21 protein-coding genes and 1 pseudogene are annotated in these 20,670 nt (G+C 70.3%); 4 read left to right on the plus strand and 18 right to left on the minus strand.

All coding sequences use genetic code 11. The features are described 5' to 3' along the window. Positions 1–27: 27 nt before the first annotated feature. The 3 genes from A0130_04470 to A0130_04480 all read right to left on the minus strand — a co-directional run bounded on the left by A0130_04470 (position 28) and on the right by A0130_04480 (position 3,133). Complete coding sequence (locus A0130_04470; protein ID ANF31035.1) at positions 28–1,398, minus strand: 3-deoxy-7-phosphoheptulonate synthase; 1,371 nt, start codon at positions 1,396–1,398, stop codon at positions 28–30. Between the two features lie 66 nt (positions 1,399–1,464). Next, complete coding sequence (locus A0130_04475; protein ID ANF31036.1) at positions 1,465–2,154, minus strand: 1-acyl-sn-glycerol-3-phosphate acyltransferase; 690 nt, start codon at positions 2,152–2,154, stop codon at positions 1,465–1,467. A 28-nt stretch (positions 2,155–2,182) separates the two neighbouring features. Then, positions 2,183–3,133: a glucokinase gene (locus tag A0130_04480; protein ID ANF31037.1), complete on the minus strand. Its 951-nt coding sequence runs from the start codon at positions 3,131–3,133 to the stop codon at positions 2,183–2,185. A gap of 139 nt (positions 3,134–3,272) precedes the next feature. Between A0130_04480 and A0130_04485 the strand changes: the two genes are divergently transcribed. After that, a complete protein-coding gene (locus tag A0130_04485) occupies positions 3,273–5,102 on the plus strand; it encodes a long-chain fatty acid--CoA ligase (GenBank protein ID ANF31038.1) in 1,830 nt (609 codons plus the stop codon). Between the two features lie 12 nt (positions 5,103–5,114). Here the strand turns inward: A0130_04485 and A0130_04490 are convergent, their stop codons facing one another. The 5 genes from A0130_04490 to A0130_04510 all read right to left on the minus strand — a co-directional run bounded on the left by A0130_04490 (position 5,115) and on the right by A0130_04510 (position 12,369). Further along, complete coding sequence (locus A0130_04490) at positions 5,115–5,894, minus strand: hypothetical protein (protein ANF31039.1); 780 nt, start codon at positions 5,892–5,894, stop codon at positions 5,115–5,117. Positions 5,895–6,166: 272 nt separating this feature from the next. Continuing rightward, positions 6,167–7,012 carry a UDP-glucose 4-epimerase gene (locus A0130_04495; GenBank protein ID ANF31040.1) on the minus strand — a complete coding sequence of 282 codons (846 nt, stop codon included), beginning with the start codon at positions 7,010–7,012 and terminating at the stop codon, positions 6,167–6,169. Between the two features lie 22 nt (positions 7,013–7,034). Further along, positions 7,035–7,526, minus strand: coding sequence for a peptide deformylase (locus A0130_04500; GenBank protein ANF31041.1), 492 nt, complete (start codon positions 7,524–7,526; stop codon positions 7,035–7,037). A 32-nt stretch (positions 7,527–7,558) separates the two neighbouring features. Next, positions 7,559–8,899 carry a hypothetical protein gene (locus tag A0130_04505; GenBank protein ID ANF31042.1) on the minus strand — a complete coding sequence of 447 codons (1,341 nt, stop codon included), beginning with the start codon at positions 8,897–8,899 and terminating at the stop codon, positions 7,559–7,561. Positions 8,900–8,964: 65 nt separating this feature from the next. Further along, positions 8,965–12,369: a pyruvate carboxylase gene (locus A0130_04510; protein ID ANF31043.1), complete on the minus strand. Its 3,405-nt coding sequence runs from the start codon at positions 12,367–12,369 to the stop codon at positions 8,965–8,967. 70 nt (positions 12,370–12,439) lie between these two features. On the opposite strand from A0130_04510, the pseudogene A0130_04515 reads away from it, so the two are divergent. Then, positions 12,440–13,257 (plus strand): annotated as a pseudogene (locus A0130_04515) (chromosome partitioning protein ParA). 127 nt (positions 13,258–13,384) lie between these two features. On the opposite strand, the gene A0130_04520 reads toward A0130_04515, so the two are convergent. The 7 genes from A0130_04520 to A0130_04550 all read right to left on the minus strand — a co-directional run bounded on the left by A0130_04520 (position 13,385) and on the right by A0130_04550 (position 17,589). Beyond that, positions 13,385–13,936, minus strand: coding sequence for a transcriptional regulator (locus A0130_04520; GenBank protein ANF31044.1), 552 nt, complete (start codon positions 13,934–13,936; stop codon positions 13,385–13,387). Positions 13,937–14,069: 133 nt separating this feature from the next. After that, positions 14,070–14,762 (minus strand): MerR family transcriptional regulator, encoded by a 693-nt coding sequence (locus A0130_04525; protein ANF31045.1) that lies wholly within the window; start codon positions 14,760–14,762, stop codon positions 14,070–14,072. Continuing rightward, entirely contained in the window at positions 14,762–15,268 is a 507-nt protein-coding gene (locus A0130_04530) for a transcriptional regulator (protein ANF31046.1), read from the minus strand. Before A0130_04530 ends, A0130_04525 begins: the two co-directional genes overlap by 1 nt. Continuing rightward, entirely contained in the window at positions 15,261–15,893 is a 633-nt protein-coding gene (locus tag A0130_04535) for a CDP-diacylglycerol--glycerol-3-phosphate 3-phosphatidyltransferase (GenBank protein ID ANF31047.1), read from the minus strand. The genes A0130_04530 and A0130_04535 overlap by 8 nt, the downstream gene beginning before the upstream one ends. A 9-nt stretch (positions 15,894–15,902) precedes the next feature. Continuing rightward, positions 15,903–16,751, minus strand: coding sequence for a hypothetical protein (locus A0130_04540; protein ID ANF31048.1), 849 nt, complete (start codon positions 16,749–16,751; stop codon positions 15,903–15,905). After that, positions 16,751–17,122: an RNA-binding protein gene (locus A0130_04545; GenBank protein ANF31049.1), complete on the minus strand. Its 372-nt coding sequence runs from the start codon at positions 17,120–17,122 to the stop codon at positions 16,751–16,753. Before A0130_04545 ends, A0130_04540 begins: the two co-directional genes overlap by 1 nt. Beyond that, positions 17,122–17,589: a hypothetical protein gene (locus A0130_04550; GenBank protein ANF31050.1), complete on the minus strand. Its 468-nt coding sequence runs from the start codon at positions 17,587–17,589 to the stop codon at positions 17,122–17,124. The genes A0130_04545 and A0130_04550 overlap by 1 nt, the downstream gene beginning before the upstream one ends. A 32-nt stretch (positions 17,590–17,621) precedes the next feature. On the opposite strand from A0130_04550, the gene A0130_04555 reads away from it, so the two are divergent. Then, entirely contained in the window at positions 17,622–18,128 is a 507-nt protein-coding gene (locus A0130_04555; GenBank protein ID ANF31051.1) for a hypothetical protein, read from the plus strand. On the opposite strand, the gene A0130_04560 is transcribed toward A0130_04555, so the two are convergent. Continuing rightward, positions 18,050–18,883: a hypothetical protein gene (locus A0130_04560; GenBank protein ID ANF31052.1), complete on the minus strand. Its 834-nt coding sequence runs from the start codon at positions 18,881–18,883 to the stop codon at positions 18,050–18,052. The genes A0130_04555 and A0130_04560 overlap by 79 nt on opposite strands. Positions 18,884–19,012: 129 nt before the next feature. On the opposite strand from A0130_04560, the gene A0130_04565 reads away from it, so the two are divergent. Beyond that, positions 19,013–19,279, plus strand: coding sequence for a hypothetical protein (locus A0130_04565; GenBank protein ANF33287.1), 267 nt, complete (start codon positions 19,013–19,015; stop codon positions 19,277–19,279). Position 19,280: 1 nt separating this feature from the next. On the opposite strand, the gene A0130_04570 is transcribed toward A0130_04565, so the two are convergent. Continuing rightward, positions 19,281–19,670, minus strand: a complete 390-nt coding sequence (locus A0130_04570; protein ID ANF31053.1) for a glyoxalase — start codon at positions 19,668–19,670, stop codon at positions 19,281–19,283. A gap of 48 nt (positions 19,671–19,718) precedes the next feature. Then, complete coding sequence (locus tag A0130_04575; protein ANF31054.1) at positions 19,719–20,666, minus strand: heat-shock protein; 948 nt, start codon at positions 20,664–20,666, stop codon at positions 19,719–19,721. Positions 20,667–20,670: the final 4 nt, after the last annotated feature.

Consider the following 20,670-nt stretch of genomic DNA (forward strand, 5'->3'; position numbering starts at 1 on the left):
GGGACTCCTCCGTTTCGTGTGCGCGCCTCAGGCTTGGGACAGCTCCTCGGCGACCAGGAACGCCAGCTCCAGGGACTGCTGGTGGTTCAGACGCGGGTCGCAGAGCGACTCGTAACGGGTCGCCAGGGTCTCCTCGTCGATGTGCTCCGAGCCGCCCAGGCACTCGGTCACGTCGTCGCCGGTCAGCTCGACGTGGATGCCGCCGGGGTTCGTGCCCGCGGCGCGGTGCGCCTCGAAGAAGCCCTTCACCTCGTCGACGATGTCGTCGAAGCGGCGGGTCTTGTAGCCGTTCGGCGTCGTCAGGCCGTTGCCGTGCATCGGGTCGGTGACCCACAGGGGCTTGGCGTCGGAGCGCTTGATCGCCTCGAGCAGCGGAGGAAGCGCATCCCGGATCTTGCCGGCGCCCATGCGCGTGATGAACGTCAGGCGGCCCGGCTCGCGCTCGGGGTCCAGCTTGTCGATCAGGCGCAGCATGTCGTCGCGCGAGGTCGTCGGGCCGAGCTTGACGCCGATCGGGTTGCGCACGCGCGACAGGAAGTCGACGTGCGCGCCGTCGAGCTCGCGCGTCCGCTCGCCGATCCAGACGAAGTGCGCCGACGTGTTGTACGGCGTGCCCGTGCGGGAGTCGATGCGGGTCATCGGGCGCTCGTAGTCCATGAGCAGCGCCTCGTGGCTGGAGTAGAACTCCACCCGGGTGAGCTCGTCGAAGTCGGCGCCCGCCGCCTCCATGAACTTGATGGCGCGGTCGATCTCGCGGGCCAGACCCTCGTAGCGCTGGTTGGCGGGGTTGGCGGCGAAGCCCTTGTTCCAGCTGTGCACCTGGCGCAGGTCGGCGAAGCCACCCTGGGTGAAGGCGCGGATGAGGTTCAGCGTGGAGGCGGCCGTGTGGTACCCCTGCACGAGGCGGCGGGGGTCGGCCTGCCGCGACTCGGGCGTGAAGTCGTAGCCGTTCACGATATCGCCGCGGTACGCGGGCAGGGTGACGCCGTTTCGGGTCTCGGTGTCGCTGGAGCGCGGCTTCGCGAACTGCCCGGCCATGCGGCCCATCTTGATGACCGGCACTGAGGCACCGTAGGTCAGTACGACGGCCATCTGCAGCACCGTCTTGACGCGGTTGCGGATCTGGTCGGCGGTCGCCCCGGCGAAGGTCTCGGCGCAGTCGCCGCCCTGGAGCAGGAAGGCCTCACCGGATGCGGCGCGCGCGAGCCGCGTGCGCAGCTGGTCCACCTCGCCGGCGAACACGAGCGGCGGCAGAGTCGCGATCTCGGCGGACGCGGCGGCGGCGGCCTCGCGGTCCGGCCACTCCGGCTGCTGCTTGATCGGGAGGGTGCGCCAATAGTCCAGGCCCTCGATCACGGACTCGTCAGGTCGCACGACGGGCTCTGTGGTCTGTAGCACTGGTCTTCCGCTCACTCGGTGTGGATGGGGATATCCGAGCCTATCGCGAATGGCGGGGCGCCCGACCTACTGTGACAGCGTCGCCCGCTTCTCCTTGACCGTGGTGGCATAGACGTCGACGTACTCCTGGGCGCCGAGGCGCTGCAGCTCGTACATGATCTCGTCGGTGACCGAGCGCAGGATGAAGCGGTCGCCCTCCATCCCGTCGAACCGCGAGAAGTCGAGCGGCTCCCCGACGATGATGCCGATGCGGCCGATCTTCGGGAGGCGCGTCCCGATCGGCATGATCTTGGCCGTGTCCACCATGGCCACCGGGACGACCGGGACGCCGGCCTCCAGGATCATGCGGGCCACGCCGGTCCGGCCGCGGTACAGCTTGCCGTCCGGGCTGCGTGTGCCCTCGGGGTAGATGCCGAGGATCTCGCCGCGCGCCAGCACCTTGAGCCCGGTGTTGAGGGAGGCCTCCGAGGCCTTTCCTCCGGAGCGGTCGATGGGCAGCTGGCCGGTGGCGTTCATGAACGCCTTGGTCGCCCATCCCTTGATCCCACGCCGCGTGAAGTAGTCGCTCTTCGCGAGGAACGACACGTGCCGGTCCACTTCGAGCGGGAGGAAGATCGAGTCGATGAACGACAAGTGGTTGCTCGCCAGGATGACGGCGCCCTCGGCCGGGATGTTCTCGAGGCCGACGACCCACGGCCGGAAGATGCCGCGCAGCAGCGGGCCCACGACCACGTACTTCATCAGCCAGTAGAACATCGAACCGAAGCCTATCCCCCGCGTCGGCTCAGAGCGAGGATGCGTGCAGCCGCGCCAGGTCCGCGGCGCCGACGACCCCGGCGTCGTTCACCAGCTCGGCGATCACGAACTCCGGCTCGGGGTGGAACCCACGGGCAGGGAGGTTCTCGAGGTACGCCAGGCGGATCGGCTCGAGCAGCAGCTCGCCGGCCTGGGCGACGCCGCCGCCGAACACGAACAGCTGCGGGTCGAGGATGGCACCCAGGCTCGCGCAGGCCTGGCCGAGCCAGTCGCCCAGCTGGCGCAGAGCGGCGAGCGCGCCCGGGTCGCCAGCGGTGATGAGGGCGCTGATGTCGTGGCCGGTGAGGGCGCCGGTGCGGGCGCGGACGTCCGCGAGGCCCTGGCCGATGCCGCCCGCGTCGGCGAGTTCGTTGGCCATGCGCTGCAGCGCGCGTCCCGATCCGTACTGCTCGATGCAGCCGTGCGCGCCGCAGCCGCAGGGCAGGCCGCCGGGGACGACGCGCATGTGGCCGATCTCGGCGCCCGCGCCGAAGCCGCCGCGGAACAGGCGGTCGTTGCTGACGATCGCGCCCCCGACGCCGGTGCCGATGGTGAGGATGACCATGTCGGAGACCAGGCGGCCCGCGCCGTACCGGAACTCGGCCCAGCCCGCGGCGTTGGCGTCGTTCTCGATGAGGACGGGGAGGTCGATCCGCTTCTCGAGCTTCTCGCGGAACGGCTCGTGCCTCCAGCTGATGTTCGGCGCGTAGTAGACGGTGGACTGCGCGGCGTCGATGAAGCCCGCGGCCGCGACGCCCGCGCCGGCGATCTCCTCGTGGCCGTCGGAGAGGCGCTCGATCATCTCGACGACCGCGTTCTCGATCTGCTCCGGTCGGCTCGCGTCGGTGGGTACCCGGTCCTCGCGCACGATCGCGCCGAGCTCGTCGACGACGGCTCCCGCGATCTTGGTCCCGCCGATGTCGATGCCGATGGCGTGCACGTGTGGCCTTCCTGAGTGCGGGGGTGGGGGTGGCACCGGGTCGCAGAAGGCTCCCGGCCAAACCATCTAGAGTGTAATCAACCCATCCGGCCGAAGCCATTCGACCGGAAGCCCGCCGCCCGGTATCGAGGGAGCTACCGTGAATCTGTTCGAAACACCTGTCATCGTCCCCCTGGACCCGGAGGCCAACGCCACCGACCTGCTCGTGGACCGCGTGAAGCAGACTCCCGACCAGCCGCTGTTCAGCCTGCCCGACGGAGCAGGATGGAAGGACGTCACGGCCGCGGAGTTCCACCGGCAGGTGATCGCGCTGGCGAAGGGCCTCGTCGCTGCGGGCATCCAGCCGGGCGACAAGATCGGGCTGATGTCGAAGACCCGGTACGAGTGGACGCTGATCGACTTCGCGACCTGGTTCGCCGGCGCGGTGCTCGTCCCCATCTACGAGACCTCCTCCCCCACGCAGATCCAGTGGAACATGTCCGACTCCGGCGCCATCGCGGTGTTCCTCGAGACGGCCGAGATGCACGCCCGCTTCGACGAGGTGCACCCGGAGCTCCCGCTCATCGGAACGGTCTGGCAGCTCCACCTCGGCGACCTCGACAAGCTCGCCGCCGCCGGCCGCGACGTGCCGGACGAGGAGATCGAGCGCCGCCGCAACCTGGCGAAGGGGTCCGACATCGGCACCCTCATCTACACATCGGGGTCGACCGGGCGGCCGAAGGGCTGCGTCCTCACCCACTCCAACTTCGTCGAGCTGTCGCGCAACTCGGCCGAGGCGCTGAAGGAGGTCGTGCAGCAGCCGGGCGGAGCATCCACTCTGCTGTTTATCACGACCGCCCACGTGTTCGCGCGCTTCATCGCGGTGCTGTGCGTGACCGGCGGCGTGAAGGTCGGGCATCAGGCCGACACCAAGCAGCTGCTGCCGGCCCTCGCCAGCTTCAAGCCGACGTTCCTGCTGGCCGTGCCGCGCGTGTTCGAGAAGGTCTACAACTCGGCGGAGCAGAAGGCCGAGACCGGAGGCCGCGGCAAGATCTTCCGCGCGGCGGCCGATGTCGCCGTGGCACACTCCAAGGCCGTCGAGGCCGGGTCGGTGCCGTTCGGGCTCAAGCTGAAGTTCGCGCTCTACGACCGGCTGGTCTTCTCCAAGCTGCGCGCTGCGATGGGCGGCCGGGTGAAGTTCGCCGTGTCGGGATCCGCTCCGCTGGGCTCGCACCTCGGCCACTTCTACCACAGCCTCGGCATCAAGATCCTTGAGGGCTACGGCCTCACCGAGACGACCGCTCCCGCGACCGTGAACCGGCCCGACATGTTCAAGATCGGCACGGTCGGCCCGGCGCTCCCCGGCGTCGACCTGCGTCTCGCCGCCGACGGCGAGATCCAGGTGCGCGGCATCAACGTCTTCAAGGAGTACTGGAAGAACCCGGAGGCGACCGCCGCCGCGTTCGACGACGGCTGGTTCAAGACCGGCGACCTCGGTTCGTTCGACTCCGACGGCTACCTCACGATCACGGGCCGCAAGAAGGAGATCATCGTCACCGCGGGCGGCAAGAACGTCTCGCCCGCGGCGCTGGAGGACCCCATCCGCTCCAACCCGCTGGTCAGCCAGGTGATCGTCGTCGGCGACCAGAAGCCGTTCATCTCGGCCCTCATCACGCTCGACACCGAGATGCTGCCGACCTGGCTCGCGAACAACGGCGAGGACAAGGACATGACCCTCGCCGAGGCGTCCGTGAATCCGGCCGTGCACGCCGAGATCCAGCGCGCGATCGACCACGCGAACGCGGGCGTCTCGCGCGCCGAGAGCGTCCGCAAGTTCGTCGTTCTCGCCACGGAGCTGACCGAGGCGAGCGGCCACCTGACGCCGAAGCTGAGCATCAAGCGCAACGTCATCCTCGCCGACTTCGCCGACGTCGTCGACGGAATCTACAGCGACAACCCGAGCACGCAGGGCTTCTCGCTGGCGCACTGACGCCTCCACCCCTCACGATTCGTCACGAATCGCGCTCGTTCGTGCCGAATGGGCGCGATTCGTGACGAATGGCGCGAGCCGGGCGATCAGGCCGTCACGATTATGGAAGAGATCGTCGGCGGTGACGCGGACGACAAGCCAGCCCGCGACCTCGAAGTGCTCCTGACGTCGGATGTCGACGCCCCACTGCCGCTTCTCCCGATGGCCGTCACCCTCATATTCGAACGCGAGCCGAGACTCCCGGATGCTGAGGTCGGGATGCAGTGTCAGTCGCCCGTGGTCGAGAACTACCGGGCTGTTGACCTCCAGGTCGGAGAACCCGAGCTCCTCGAGCAACAGGCGGAGGAGCGTTTCCGGCCGCGAATCGGTGCCGAAACGGATGCGCGGCAGCGCCCACGCTCGGGCCCGGGTGCCTCGTGACCCGCGGCACTGATCAACAGCGGCGGCGAGTCGGCCGACATCCGTCCGGGGTTCGCGCGAGCGCGCGCCCACGAGGTGATCACCCGCCGCGACGAGGTCAAGCGGGCTGATCGCCGTCGACAGCTGGCACCAGACCTGCTCCGGCGAGCAGACGGGCAACCCTCCGACCGTTCCGCCGACGAGCGAGCCGAGACTGTGGCCGATCACGCCCCGCCCGCCCGGAGGCGTACGTGGGAACGGCACCGAGACGTGCAAAGGGCTGCCCGTGACGTCGGTGGGAAGCGGAATGCCGAGGAGCTCCGCGGCGGTCTGATGGCTGAAGACCGCTTCCTGCGGCATGAGCGGAAGATAAGCGAGACAGAGCGCGGGCACACTGCGCGCCTCGACATTGATGCGCACTCCATGGAAGGGGTGCAGCGGATCGGGGTGGCGCGTCGGTCGTGTCGTCGTGTGCCATGAATCGCCTCGCATACTCCATGATCTCGACGCTCTCCTGAGCGCGGCGACACACGTCCGATGCTGTGGAGAAGTCGCCCATCCACAACCCCATCGCGCATCCGACGTGGCGTTGATTCGTCACGAATGGGCGCGATTCGTGACGAATGGCGTTGATTCGTCACGAATGGGCGGGGTGAGGGACGGGGTCAGACCTCGTCGCGCCAGGAGTGGGTGGGGGCGTAGCCGAGGATGCGGCGGGCCTTGTCGATGGAGAGCAGGGTGTCGTTGGTGCCGAGGTCTCGCTTCAGCGGGACGCCGGGGAAGACCTCGGCGACCAGCTCCGCGTTGGGGCGGCTCATGACGGTGTCGGCGGCGGCGATGATGAAGCGGTCGAAGCCGGTCGTATCCCACTCGAGGGCGCGGCGGATCGCCTGGGCGCCGTCGCGCGCGTCGATGTAGCCCCACAGGTTCCACTTGCGGGCCCACGGGTCGTCGTCGAAGGCGGGAAAGGCCGCGTAGTCCTCGGGGTCCATGACGTTGGAGAAGCGGAGCGCGACGATCTTCAGCGCCGGGTCCCAGCGCACGAGCTCGATCGCCATCTGCTCCTCGAGGTGCTTCACCAGCGAGTACGTGCTCTCCGGCCGGGCCGGGTAGTCCTCGTCCACCGGGATGTACGGCGGCGGCACGTCGAACGGCAGGCCCAGGACGGTCTCGCTCGACGCGTACACGACGTTGCGGATGCCCGCCCGTCGTGCCGCCTGGAAGACGTTGTAGGTGACGCGGATGTTGTTGTGGAACGTCGCCACGTCGCTCAGGATGCCGGGCGCCGGGATGGCGGCGAGGTGCACGATCGCGTCGAAGCCGTCGTGCTGGTCGTTCACCCCGAGGATGGCGTCGATCGTCTGCCCGTAGTCGGTCAGGTCGACGCGGACGAAGCCGGGCCCGCGCTCCCCCGTCGCGTCCAGGGAGACGACGTGGTCCCCGTTCTTCCGCAGCTCGCGCACCACAGTGCGTCCGAGCTTGCCCGATCCTCCGGTGACCGCAATGCGCATACGGCCATCCTAGGCCGAGGCGTCAGAACCAGTCGGACTCGCGCACCTGCTTCATCGCCTCGCGCCGGCTCTCCTTGTCGAGGCGGTCGAGGTAGAGCTTGCCGTCGAGGTGGTCGGTCTCGTGCTGGAGCGCCTGCGCGAGGACACCGGTGCCGGCGACCTCGATCGGGTTGCCGTCGAGGTCGACGCCGGTCACACGGGCGTACGGGTAGCGCAGGGTCTTGAACCAGAGGCCCGGGACGGAGAGGCAGCCCTCGTCCATCAGCTCCGGCTCCCCCGACACCTCGGCCAGGACGGGGTTGATCACGTAGCCGACCTGGCCATCCACGTTGTAGCTGAAGGCGCGCTCGTTGACGCCGATCTGCGGAGCGGCGACGCCGGCGCGTCCGGGCGGCAGGACGCTGTCGACCAGGTCCTCGACGAGGCCGCGGACGCCGTCGTCGATGTCGCCGATCGGCTCCGACGGGGTCTTCAGCACGGGGTCGCCGAACAGGCGGATCTGGCGTTCGGTCACAGGTACTCCTCGAAACGGCGGGATGGACGGGGTCAGTCGCGTTCGGCCGGCAGGCCCTCGACCACGAGGGCGGCCAGCGTGCGGGCGGAGAGGCGCGTCAGCGGCTTGAGGTCCTTCCACGACACCACGGAGCCCGCGGCCAGCTGCGGGTCGTACGGGATGCGCACGATTTCGCGGACGCGCGACCGGAAGTGCGCCTCGATCTCCTCCAGCTTGACCAGGTTGGTGGCGTGCGTGGCGGTGTTCAGCGCGACGACGGCGTTGCGGACGAGGTCGCCGTAGCCGTTCGCCTCGAGCCAGGTCAGGGTCTCGGACGCGAGACGCGCCTCATCCACGCTGCCGCCGGAGACGATGACGAGCGAGTCGGCGCGCTGCAGAGTCGCCCGCATGACCGAGTGGACGATGCCGGTGCCGCAGTCGGTGAGCACGATCGAGTAGAAGCGCGCCGAGAGGTCGGCGACGACGTTGTAGTCGTTCTCGTCGAACGCCTCGGAGAGCATCGGGTCGGTGTCGGACGCGAGGATGTCGAGGCGCGTCTCATCGCGCGAGACGAGCGTCGAGAAGTCGGTGAAGCCGCCGATGCTCGCGGCCTTGTGCACCACGTCCCGGACCGTCGAGCGCGTCTGGCGCGGCACGCGCTCGGACAGCGTCCCGCGGTCGGGGTTCGCGTCGATCGCGATGATGCGGTCCTCGCGGGCCGAGGCGAGCGCCATCCCGAGCAGCGTGGTCACGGTGGTCTTGCCGACGCCGCCCTTGCGCGTGAGCACGGGCACGAAGCGCGCGCCGCCCTCCAGCTGCTTCTGGATGCGGTGGTCGAGCTCCTTGCGGGCGCGCACCTTGGCGGAGTCGCCGAGGTTCACGGTGCGGAACGTCACGTTGTAGACGAACCGCTGCCACGGACCCTCGGGACCCGGTCGCGTCTTGCGGTTGACCTCGAGGAGGCGGTCGGCGGTCAGCATGGCTGCAGGCTCCGGCTGCACCGAGTGCTCGCCGCGCAGACGGTCGCGGCGGGAGCCGGCGAACGGCTCCGGGGCCGGGAGCGCGGTGACGGGCTCGGTTGCGCCGTCGGCCGGCTCCGGCGCGGTCGCGAGCCGCGACGCGACGATCGCGACCGACATGGTCGTCGGCTCGGTCGGCGACGCGACGAACCCCGGGTCGACCGGGACCTCGTCGATCGCCACGGCGGCCTCGTCCTCCGGCATCTCATGCGGCTGTGCCGGCGGAAGGTCGACGGCGATGCTGAGGTTGGCGTCCACATCGAGCGACGGCAGCGGCTCGAACGCGGGCGCCGGCGTCAGCTCGTCGTCGGCCGGCACCAGCTCGCGCGCGGTGCGCTCCTCCTCCGGCCGACCGGCATCATGACTCTCGGCCACGTCGTCGCATTCTCCTTCTGCCGCGGGTGGGTCCCGCGACTCGTCATTGTAGGCCGTCGACCCGCTCAGGCGGGCTGGATGACCACGATAAGGTCACCCGCGTCCACCTGCTGGGTCTTCGGGATCGCGAGCCGCTCGACCGTGCCGGCGATGGGGGTCGTGATCGCGGCCTCCATCTTCATCGCCTCGATGGAGGCGACCGCCTGGCCCGCCGCAACCTGATCGCCGATCGCGACCTGCAGGGTCACGACGCCCGAGAACGGTGCGGCGATGTGCCCCGGCTTGGCCGTGTCCGCCTTCTCGGCGGCCTTCGACTCGACCGTAATGCTGCGGTCGCGCACGAACACCGGCCGCAATTGGCCGTTGAGCGTGGTCATGACCGTGCGCATGCCCTTCTCGTCGGCCTCGCCGATCGCCTCGAGCCCGAGGTAGAGGCGCACGCCGCGGCTGAACTCGATGACGTGCTCGCTGCCCTGCTTGAGCCCGTAGAGGTAGTCGAGGGAGTCCACCACCGAGAGGTCGCCGAACAGCTCGCGCATCTGCTCGTAGATGCGGGTCGGCGCGGGGAACAGCAGGCGGTTCAGGGTCGCCCGGCGCTCCTCGCTCGATCCCTCCAGCGCGGAGGCGTCGTCGGCGGAGAGGTCCTCCACGCCGACCTTGACCGTCTTGCCCGCCAGCACCTTGGTGCGGAAGGGCTCCGGCCAGCCGCCGGGCAGCTCGCCCAGCTCGCCCGCCATGAAGCCGACCACCGAGTCCGGGATGTCGTAGTTCTGCGGGTTCTCGGCGAAGTCGTCGGGGTCGGCCTTCACCGCGGCCAGGTGCAGCGCGAGGTCGCCGACGACCTTGGACGACGGCGTCACCTTCGGGATGCGGCCCAGGATGCGGTTCGCGGCCGCGTACATGTCCTCGACGAGCTCGAAGTCCTCCGCGAGGCCCAGCGCCTTCGCCTGCTGGCGCAGGTTGGAGAGCTGGCCGCCGGGGATCTCGTGCTTGTACACGCGACCCGTGGGGCCGGGCAGGCCCGACTCGAACGGACGGTAGACCTGGCGCACGGCCTCCCAGTAGGGCTCGAGGTCTTCGACCGCGGAGAGCGAGATGCCGGTGTCGCGCTCGGTGTGCGCGAGGGCGGCGACGAGGGCGGAGGCGCTCGGCTGGCTGGTGGTTCCGGCCATCGGGGCGCTCGCCACATCCACCGCGTCCGCTCCGGCGCGCGAGGCCGCGAGCAGCGTGGCCAGCTGGCCGCCCGGGGTGTCGTGCGTGTGCACGTGCACCGGCAGGTCGAACCGCTCGCGGAACGCCGCGACCAGCTTCTCGGCCGCGGCCGGGCGCAGCAGGCCCGCCATGTCCTTGACCGCGAGGATGTGCGCGCCCGACTCGACGATCTGCTCCGCGAGGCGCAGGTAGTAGTCGAGCGTGTACAGGTCTTCGGCCGGGTCGAGCAGGTCGCCGGTGTAGCAGACGGCGACCTCGGCGATCGAGGAGCCGGTGGCGAGCACCGACTCGATGGCGGGGCGCATCTGCGACACGTCGTTGAGGGCGTCGAAGATGCGGAAGATGTCGACGCCGGTCGCCGCGGCCTCGCGCACGAAGGCGTCGGTCACCTGCGTCGGGTACGGCGTGTACCCGACGGTGTTGCGGCCGCGGAGCAGCATCTGGATGTTGATGTTCGGCAGCGCCTCGCGCAGCGTCGCCAGACGCTCCCACGGGTCCTCGCCGAGGAAGCGCAGCGCGACGTCGTAGGTCGCACCTCCCCAGGCCTCGACCGAGAGCAGCTCGGGCGTCATGCGCGCCACGTAGGGCGCGACCGCGACGAGGTCGCGGGTGCGGACGCGGGTCGCGAGCAGCGACTGGTGTGCGTCGCGGAACGTGGTCTCGGTGACAGCGAGGGCCTTCTGCGCGCGCAGCGCCTCCGCGAAGCCCTTCGGGCCCAGCTCGAGCAGGCGCTGACGCGAGCCTGCGGGGGCCGGGGCGCTGAGGTCGATGTGCGGCAGCTTCTCGACCGGGTCGGCGGTCTGCGGACGCGGGCCGTTCGGCTGGTTGACGGTGACGTCGGCGAGCCAGTTGAGGACCTTCGTGCCGCGGTCCTTCGAGGCGCGGCCGCGGAACAGCTCCGGGCGCTCCTCGATGAAGGAGGTGGAGACGTTGCCGGCGATGAAGTCCGGGTCCTCCATCACGGCCTGCAGGAACGGGATGTTCGTGGCGACGCCGCGGACGCGGAACTCGGCCAGCGCCCGGCGGGCGCGCAGCACGGCGGCCGGGAAGTCACGGCCGCGGGTGATCAGCTTCGCGAGCATGGAGTCGAAGTGCGGGCTGATCTGGGCGCCCGGGTTGATCGTGCCGCCGTCGAGGCGGATGCCGGCGCCGCCCGGCGAGCGGTACGTCGTGATCTTGCCGGTGTCGGGCCGGAAGCCCGCGGTCGGGTCCTCGGTGGTGATGCGGCACTGCAGGGCGGCGCCGCGCATCTGGACGCTGTCCTGGCTCAGTCCGAGGTCGGCCAGCGACTCGCCCGCCGCGATGCGGATCTGCGACTGCACCAGGTCGACGTCGGTGATCTCCTCCGTGACCGTGTGCTCGACCTGGATGCGCGGGTTCATCTCGATGAACACGTGCTGGCCGGCGCGCTCGCCCGCGGTGTCGAGCAGGAACTCGACCGTGCCAGCGTTCTCGTAGTTGATCGACTTCGCGAACGCGATGGCGTCCCGGTAGAGCGCCTGACGGATGTCGTCGGAGAGGTTCGGGGCCGGGGCGATCTCGACCACCTTCTGGTGGCGGCGCTGGACCGAGCAGTCGCGCTCGAACAGGTGGATGGTGTCCCCCGAGCCGTCGGCGAGGATCTGCACCTCGATGTGACGCGGACGGAGCACCGCCTGCTCCAGGAACATGGTGGGGTCGCCGAACGCGCTGTCCGCCTCGCGCATGGCCTCTTCGAGGGCCGGGCGCAGCTCCTCCTTGGTCGCGACGCGACGCATCCCGCGGCCGCCGCCGCCGGCGACCGCCTTGGCGAAGATGGGGAACCCGATGGCGTCGGCGCCCGCCAGCAGCTCGTCGATGTCGCGCGACGGCGGGGTCGACTTGAGCACGGGGACGCCCGCGGCGATGGCGTGCTCCTTGGCGGTCACCTTGTTGCCGGCCATCTCGAGCACCTCGGCGCGCGGGCCGATGAAGGCGATGCCGGCCGCGCGGGCGGCCTCGGCGAGCTCGGGGTTCTCGGAGAGGAAGCCGTAGCCCGGGTAGATGGCGTCGGCGCCGGACTCCTGCGCGACGCGGATGATCTCCGCCACATCGAGGTAGGCGCGGACCGGGTGCCCGGGCTCGCCGATCTGGTACGCCTCGTCCGCCTTCAGCCGGTGCATCGAGTTGCGATCCTCGTACGGGAACACGGCGACGGTCTGGGCGCCCAGCTCATATGCGGCCCGGAAGGCCCGGATGGCGATTTCACCGCGGTTGGCAACGAGGATCTTTCGGAACATGGGGACCTTTCGAGCAGGGGTGATCACCACACAGCAAACGGTTAGGTTCTCTAAGACTAGTGAAGGTAACGTGGCTCTCGTGCACGTACTCAGCGTTAGCTCCCTCAAGGGCGGTGTCGGTAAGACCACTGTGACGCTCGGTCTGGCGTCCGCGGCGTTCGCCAAAGGGCTGCGCACTCTGGTCGTCGACCTCGATCCGCAGTCGGACGTCTCGACCGGCATGGACATCCAGGTCGCCGGTCACCTCAACGTCGCCGACGTGCTCGCCTCCCCCAAGGAGAAGATCGTGCGCGCGGCGATCGCGCCGTCCGGCTGGACGAAGGGCCGCTCCGGCACGATCGACGTGATGATCGGCAGCCCGTCGGCGATCAACTTCGACGGCCCGCACCCGAGCATCCGTGACATCTGGAAGCTCGAGGAGGCGCTTGCGAACGTCGAGCACGACTACGAGTTGGTGCTGATCGACTGCGCGCCGTCCCTCAACGCGCTGACCCGCACGGCCTGGGCCGCGAGCGACCGCGTCGCCGTGGTGACCGAGCCGGGCCTGTTCTCCGTCGCGGCCGCCGACCGCGCGCTGCGCGCGATCGAGGAGATCCGCCGTGGTCTGTCACCGCGCCTCCAGCCGCTGGGCATCATCGTCAACCGTGCGCGCGTGCAGTCGCTGGAGCACCAGTTCCGCATCAAGGAGCTGCGCGACATGTTCGGCCCGCTCGTGCTCTCCCCCAGCTGCCGGAGCGCACGTCGCTGCAGCAGGCGCAGGGCGCGGCGAAGCCGCTGCACGTCTGGCCGGGCGAGAGCGCGCAGGAGATGGCGCACAACTTCGACCTGCTGCTCGAGCGCGTGCTGCGCACCGCTCGCCTCGGCGAATACGCGACCGCCCAGTCCTGAGCCCCGCCTCCCGGCGCCTCCCCACCCCCGCGAAGTGCAGCTTGTTGCGCACTCGAACGGCGTGTCGAGCGCAACTAGCTGCACTTCGAGCGCGGTGGGAGGGGGATGCGCGGCGGGCGCGAGCGCGTCAGGAGGCGCGGGTGCGCGCGGCGCGACGAGCGGCGAGCTCGTCCATGGCGTCAGGCTGGGTGTCGAGCTCGACGAGGCTGGTCTCCACCTCGCGGAGGACCTTGCCGACCGCGATGCCGAAGACGCCCTGCCCACGGCTGACCAGGTCGATCACCTCGTCGTTCGAGGTGCAGAGGTAGACGCTCGCGCCGTCGCTCATCAGCGTGGTCTGCGCGAGGTCGTTCACGCCCGACTCTCGGAGCTGGTTGACCGCGGTGCGGATCTGCTGCAGCGAGATGCCGGTGTCGAGGAGGCGCTTCACGAGCTTGAGCACGAGGATGTCGCGGAAGCCGTACAGGCGCTGCGAGCCGGAACCGGCGGCGCCGCGGACGGTCGGCTCGACGAGGCCCGTCCGGGCCCAGTAGTCGAGCTGCCGGTAGGAGATGCCGGCGGCGCGGGCGGCGACCGCGCCGCGGTAGCCGTTCACGTCGTCCATCTCGGGCAGGCCGTCGGTGAAGAGCAGGCCCAGGTCGTAGCGGGAGGCGCCGTCGTCACGACTCAGTTCGCTCATGAAGATCGCCTCTCACCCGGGTAGTGGATCGCGCGCCGCAACCGCGTCGCTTCATCCACGGTACCCATGCGGGCGTCGCCGGGCAACGACATCCGTGGTTTCGGCGTCGGCGTGTCGGTCCGGCCGGCCCCGGTCACGGCCGAAGCCGGGCGATGGACGACCGGATGATGCTGCCGCGCACCACGTCGAGCTGGGCCGCGATCTCGCGGGCGAGCTCAGCCGTCCGGGCCTTCGCGGTCGCGTCGTTCCGCCGCGCGATCGGCACCAGGGCCGTCTCGATCAGGCCGATCTCGCGCTCCGCGGCCGCGCGGAAACCGCGTAGGTGCCGGGGCTCGATGCCGTTCCGCCGCAGCTCCGCCAGGGCGCGGAGCACCGTCAGCGCCTCATCGCCGTAGGAATCGGAGGCGGGGATAAGCGACGCGCTCACGGAGTCCTGGAGCAGCTCGGCGTCGGCTCCGGCCTCGCGGAGGAGGTCGTCACGCCGGTAGCGCCGCGACCCGCCGAGAATGGATCCCGCCGGTGCGGTGCCCGGGAAGGCCGGATCGAGTCCCGCGTCGAGGTCGGCGAAGTACTTCTTGATGACCTTGAGCGGGAGGTAGTGGTCGCGCTGCATGGCGAGCACCGCCCGCAGCCGCTCCACGTCGAGGGTGGAGAACTTCCGGTACCCGGAGGCCGTGCGGGCGGGCGAGACCAGCCCGCGCTCCTCCAGGAAGCGCAGCTTCGACGACGACAGGTCCGGGAACTCGGGGCTGAGGCGAGCGAGGACCTGGCCGATGCTGAGCAGGGCCGGTGCGTCGCCGGCGGCCCGCTGGGCCGGCCGGGCCACTAGCCGTTCGCCGCTGCGGCGAGGTCGTGGCGCGACGCGTAGAACGTAAGGCGGAACTTGCCGATCTGGACCTCGGCGGAGTCGGCGAGAAGCGCGCTCTCGATACGGACGCCGTCGTAGTACGTGCCGTTCAGCGAGCCCAGGTCGCGGACCTCGAAGGAGGTGCCGTGCCGCGTGAACTCCGCGTGGCGGCGCGACACGGTCACGTCGTCGAGGAAGATGTCGGCGTTCGGGTGGCGCCCGGCGGTGGTCACGTCGGCGTCGAGGAGGAACCGCGCCCCCGAGTTCGGACCGCGGCGGACGATGAGCAGCGCCGAGCCGGACGGCAGGGCGGCGATGGCCTCCTGCTCCTCCGGCGACACCTCGCCCGAGGGGTACATCTTCGAGATGAACTCCTCGCCGAAGCGCGCGGTCGTGTCTTCGTTGCCCGCGGCGTCGCGCAGGGGGCCCCGAGCGGTGTCGTCGGCTCCGCCGGCCGCAGCGTTCGGGTCAATGTTGTCAGGCACCGTCAACCTCCTTGCGGTCCAGCGTATCGGATCGAGAGCGGGTGTCATCGGCCGGAAGGCGGATCACGCGGGCGGTTTCACGGATGTAGACCACTCCCGCCCACCAGTACAGGAACGCGCCCCACAGCGCGAAGGCCCAGCCGAGGGGCAACGAGAACGGCGCGAGCGGGGCGTACGCCTCCCCCAGCATCAGCAGCGGGAGCGCCCAGAACAGGCAGAAAGTGGCCACCTTGCCGAGGTGGTGCACGGGCAGCGGACCGTAGCCGTGGTTCGCGAGGATGACGCCGAGGACGACGAGCATCACATCCCGCGCCACGATCACAAGGAACAGCCACCAGGGGATGACCTCGCGCCAGCACAGGCCGATGAGCGCGGCGAAGATGTAGAGCCGGTCGGCGGCCGGATCGAGCAGCTGGCCGAGCCGCGACACCTGGTTCAGGCGCCGTGCGAGCCAGCCGTCGAGGAAGTCGGTGACGCTCGAGACGACGAGCACGAGGAGGGCGAGTCCGTCCTCTCCGATGACGATCAGCCAGAGGAACACGGGCACGAGGGCGAGCCGGAAGAAGCTGAGCACGTTGGGGATCGTCCAGACCCGCGAGCTCACCACGACGCGTGCACCCTCCACAGATCGAGTCTAGTGAGCGTCCGATCCGTGCGGGCGCGGCGTCCACGCGGCGAGGCGGTCGCGGAGGCCCATCGCGTCGTAGGGCGCCCGCACCTTCACGTCGTTGTCGAAGTAGGCGTAGACGTCGCGGCCTCCCGCGAGCCAGCCGCCGAGCTCGGCCGCCCAGCGGTCGAGCGAGGCGTCGTCGTAGCCGCTGGTGTAGAGCTCCTCGTCGCCGTGGAGGCGCACGTATCCGAAGTCGGGCGCCGTCAGCTCCCGGATGACCGGGTAGCGTCCCGCGGTGTCGGCGAGCACGATCGCGACCCCGCGCTCCCGGGCGATCGCGGTGAACCCGGGGACGTCGAAGGACGCGTGGCGCACCTCGACCGCGTGCCGCAGCGGCCGGTCGGCGTCCACCGCGGTGTGGGTGCGGTCCTCGTCGAGGGTCGCCTCCCCCGCCAGCACGGCGGCCTCGGCGGTGCTGCGCGGCAGCATCCGGAAGAAGGCGTCCACCTGCTCGGCGTCGAACTGCAGGGTCGGAGGGAGCTGCCACAGCAGCGGGCCGAGCTTGGGGCCGAGGGCGAGCACGCCCGAGGCGAAGAAGTTCGCGACGGCGCCGCGCGCGTTCCTCAGGCGCAGGATGTGGGTGATGTACCGGCCGCCCTTGACGCTGAATACGAACTCGTCCGGGGTGTTCTCAGCCCAGGTGCGGTAGCTGGCCGGGCGCTGCAGCGAGTAGAAGCTGCCGTTGATCTCGATCGAGTCGAGCCGCTCGGAGGCGTACTCGAGCTCCCGTCGGTGCTGCAGCTTCGGCGGGTAGAACACGCCGCGCCACGGCGCGTAGGTCCAGCCGGAGATGCCGATGCGCGCGAGCGCCATCAGCGGCCCCGGAGCTGGTCCAGCATGCGGCGCTCCCGCTTGGTCGGGCGTCCGGCGCCGCGTTCGCGCGTAACGGTCGCCGGCGCCTCGGTGCGCGGCGGGGGCGGCGGCGTGCGGTCCTCGAAGCACTCGGCGGCCATGGCGGCGCTGACGCGCTTCACGATCAGCCGGCGGGCGATGTAGATGCGCTCGGCCGTTCCCGTCCACGCGCGAACCTCGTCGCCGACCTTCACGGGCTGGGCCGGCTTCGCCCGCTCGCCGTTCACCTTCAGGTGGCCGGCCTTGCAGGCGTCGGAGGCCGCGGAGCGGGTCTTGTACAGCCGCACGGCCCACGCCCAGGAGTCGACGCGGACGCTCGACGGGTCGGGCATCAGACCGCCGCGGGCTCGGGCGCCGTCTCGTCGGCCAGAGACGCCTTCCACTTCACCAGGCTGCGCACGGTGCGGCTGCGGTCGTTCGCGAGCTTCTCCATCACATCCGCCGGGACGAAGTAGTTGACGGCCACCCAGCCGCGTACGGTCTCCGACCGGTCGTCGGCGAGCTCGCGGAGGATGTCGCACGGCGTCGCCTCGTTCTTCGCCACGCAGCCGCGCACGCCCTCGTCGGCGTCGCGGGCGAGCGTCCAGAACAGATCCTCCGGCGTGTTGTAGCTGCTGGCCACCGCCTCCCGGATCTTCGGGTTGGCGTCCGTCGCGAGCAGTCGCAGTCGCCGGACCTTGCTCTCCGTCACCTCCGGGGCGGGATGCAGCGCGGCCGCCTCCTCGGGAGTGAGCATCGCCGGCCGGCTGTTCCGCATGGCCTGACGCTGGGCGGGGGTGTTGAACCGGATGCACGACATATCCCCACCGTAGCCCGGGTTACCGTGGATGCGTGGAAACTCTGCTCGCGCGGCTCGATCGCATCGCCGGCGGCCGTCACGCCGCCTACACGGTGCCCGAGGAGGGCCGCACCCACCCGCGCACGCGGCGCGCTTTCGTCGTCATCGGCTGGCTGCTCGCCGCCGAGCTGGTCATCGGCCTCGCCACGGTCGTCATCGCCGTCGTGCTCACCCTGCAGGGCGTCCGCGTGGCGTTCCCGGTGTGGATGCGCAGCGTGATCGTGCTCGGGATGACGGCCACCCTCTTCTACTTCGCGTGGCGCGCGCAGAAGGGCTACTACTGGGCGTACTCGCGGCTGCGGCTGTTCGCCAAGATCTTCCCCGTCGTGACGCTGGTCATCGCGGCGATCCCGGGCCTCTACCCGCTGTGGATGGTGACCGAGCAGATCGTGTTCAGCCTCATCTTGATCGGCGTGGCCGACTACCTCGACTCGGACCACATGCGGGCGGTGTTCCCGCGTCCGGGGAACCAGGGCACGACGGGCGACGTGCGCGCCTGATACTCGGCGTACTCCGGGTACCGCGAGCGCGAGATGCTCTCGGTGAAAACGGTGGAGCCGATGAACAGGCCGGTGAGCAGCAGTGGCCCGATCACGGTCCACTGCAGCACGGAGCCGGCGGCGACGCAGCCGAAGAGGAACACGACCCACCACTGCGCCTGCTCGCAGAAGAAGTTGGGGTGGCGCGAGAAGCGGAACAGCCCGGTCTGCAGGAAACGGGGCGACGGCTCCCGGCCCGCGGCGAGCTCGGCCTTCTTCCACTGGTGGAAGCGCCACTGCTGCTGGTCGGCGATCGTCTCGCCGATCAGCAGGGCCACGAACAGGGCGGCCAGGATGATGTCGAGCGGTGTCAGCGGCGTCCGGTGCTGGTACATCGTCCACGCGGGCAGCGTGATGAGGAGCAGCAGCACGTTCTGGTAGATCACGATGAAGAACAGGTTGAAGAGCGCGAAAGCGGCCTTCCCCATCCGGCCGCGCAGCACCTGCCAGCGGTAGTCCTCGCCGCCGGGCGCGTAGCCGCCCTTGCGGGCGAAGTTGAAGGTGAGGCGCGCGCCCCACAGCGTCACCAGGACGGCCACGAGGTCGAGGCGCGGGTCGGTGAGGCCCGCGGCGCCCGCGAAGACCCAGACGTAGACGACCGGCACGATGGACCAGATGCGGTCGACCCAGGAGTGCTCGCCGCTGATCAGCGAGAGCACCCAGGTGGCGGCGCAGGCGACCCCGAGGATCCACAGACAGACGATGAACGGCTCCACGGCGCCATCCTAGAACGCTGAGCACCGATCGAGGGACCGCTGTGCATCGACTGTGTCGCCCTCGCGCCGGTGCCCGAACGCGCCTACCGTAGCGTCGTGCCCGAAATCACGCCCGACTCCTTCCGCGCCATGCTGCTGCGCGACGGCAAACCGCCGCGGGTACTGACGCTGCCGTCGCGCCTCGATGTGCCGCCGAACCGCATCCGCATCCCGGCCGAGTTCGCCGGCGCCTCCGCCTTCGACGTGTTCGAGCTTGCGGACGATCGGGCGTGGCCGGCCGAGGCGACGTACCAGATGGTCGCGACCATCCCGCGGTCGACGGAGGACGTGCCGCCCGAGACGCGCGCCGAATGGGACGTCACCGACCTGGACAGCGACGAGGAGCCGCTGGCCTGAGTCAGTCCTGCAGGACCGACAACACGTTGCCCGCGGGATCGCGGAACCACGCGATGTCGGGGCCCTGCCCGGCGGCCCGCCCCCGCAGCACGCCCTTCTCGTCGGTGGGCAGGTTCGGGTCGTCGTAGATGGCCGTCTGCACGCCCTTGGCGTTGAGGTCGTCGACGGCCGCGTCGATGTCCTCGACGACGAGGTTCAGGATGGTGAACGTCGCGGGCTCGTGATTCGGCTTGGGGTAGATGAAGACGTGCCCGCCCGAGGGCAGCTGGAGGTCGAGGTTGCCCATGCTGCCGTCGGACACGCTGAGCCCGAGGGTCTCGCCGTAGAACGCCTTCGCCGCCGGGATGTCGTCGACGCTGAATCCGCTGAAGATCTCGAGTGGGGTGACCATGGGGTCCACTGTGCTCGTGTCGCGGCCCCGGTGTCTAGTGGGGCGGCCTCACACGAACCGCACGGACTCCTGCAGGCGGGTGCGCAGCTCGAAGGCCCGGTCGACGCTCTCGCGGCCGGCGGCGTTGGCACCGTCGCGGAGCACGCGCGGGAGGAGCGACCGCCGGACCAGCATGGAGCCGGCGAGCCGACCGCGACGGATGACGTCGAACGGCACGTCGAGGTCGGAATCCGGAACCACGACGATCAGGCCGGTGAAGCGGACACCCGCCTGGCGGCCGAAGCTCTTGGCGGCATGGTAGAGGTCGTGGAACGGCTCCTCGTCGGGTGCGATGCCCTCACCCACGAGCTCGCCCTTGGCGAGCTTGACCGGGCCGCCCCAGTCCGCCGACCGGACGGCGAACAGGCCCGCCGGCCCCAGGACGATGTGGTCGAGCTTCGCATCGGTCGCGGGATGCACGGCGACGTCGTTCCAGATGGTGAAGCCGATGCCGAGCCCTGTCACGGCTCGGGCTGTCGCCTCCTCGGCGAGCGCCTCCGCCAGCAGCTGGCGGATCTCGCGCGGGGCGGAACGGACGAGCGCCGGGTCGTAGGGGTCGCGGTCGTCGGTGCCGCGTCCCATCCACTCGCGCATGAGCCCGAGGAAGCGCTCGCGGGCCCGGCCGCCGGGATGCCCGTAGCTGCGGGCGCGGACGGTCGGTCCGCCGGAGCCGCCGCGGGTGGTGTGCACCGTCGCGCTGAAGCCGCCCCCGGCGGAGTCGCCGGCCACGGCGTCCACCGTGATGCTCTCGCCGCGGTCGTAGCGGGCGCGATCCTCCGGGTCGCCGACGAGCTCCCAGGCCTGCTGGACCGCCTGGAACGCGGCAGCGGTGCCACCAGTGTCGGGGTGCGTCTCGCGGAGCAGGCGGCGGTAGGCGCGCCGCAACTCGTCGTGGCTCACATCGGGGCGGACGCCGAGCACCTCGTAGGGGGTCGGCGAAGCCGGCGAGTCGCTCATCGGG

Origin of the sequence: Leifsonia xyli (genome assembly GCA_001647635.1) — a bacterium.
Classification (GTDB): domain Bacteria; phylum Actinomycetota; class Actinomycetes; order Actinomycetales; family Microbacteriaceae; genus Leifsonia; species Leifsonia xyli_A.

What these genes read in the sequence shown, in the direction of transcription:
- A0130_04475 (ANF31036.1), bottom strand. Translation starts at nt 2,154, where the DNA reads ATGTTCTACTGGCTGATGAAGTACGTGGTCGTGGGCCCGCTGCTGCGC.
- A0130_04495 (ANF31040.1), bottom strand. Translation starts at nt 7,012, where the DNA reads ATGCGCATTGCGGTCACCGGAGGATCGGGCAAGCTCGGACGCACTGTG.
- A0130_04510 (ANF31043.1), bottom strand. Translation starts at nt 12,369, where the DNA reads ATGTTCCGAAAGATCCTCGTTGCCAACCGCGGTGAAATCGCCATCCGG.
- A0130_04520 (ANF31044.1), bottom strand. Translation starts at nt 13,936, where the DNA reads ATGAGCGAACTGAGTCGTGACGACGGCGCCTCCCGCTACGACCTGGGC.
- A0130_04540 (ANF31048.1), bottom strand. Translation starts at nt 16,751, where the DNA reads ATGGCGCTCGCGCGCATCGGCATCTCCGGCTGGACCTACGCGCCGTGG.
- A0130_04545 (ANF31049.1), bottom strand. Translation starts at nt 17,122, where the DNA reads ATGCCCGACCCGTCGAGCGTCCGCGTCGACTCCTGGGCGTGGGCCGTG.
- A0130_04550 (ANF31050.1), bottom strand. Translation starts at nt 17,589, where the DNA reads ATGTCGTGCATCCGGTTCAACACCCCCGCCCAGCGTCAGGCCATGCGG.
- A0130_04565 (ANF33287.1), top strand. Translation starts at nt 19,013, where the DNA reads ATGCTGCTGCGCGACGGCAAACCGCCGCGGGTACTGACGCTGCCGTCG.
- A0130_04570 (ANF31053.1), bottom strand. Translation starts at nt 19,670, where the DNA reads ATGGTCACCCCACTCGAGATCTTCAGCGGATTCAGCGTCGACGACATC.
- A0130_04575 (ANF31054.1), bottom strand. Translation starts at nt 20,666, where the DNA reads ATGAGCGACTCGCCGGCTTCGCCGACCCCCTACGAGGTGCTCGGCGTC.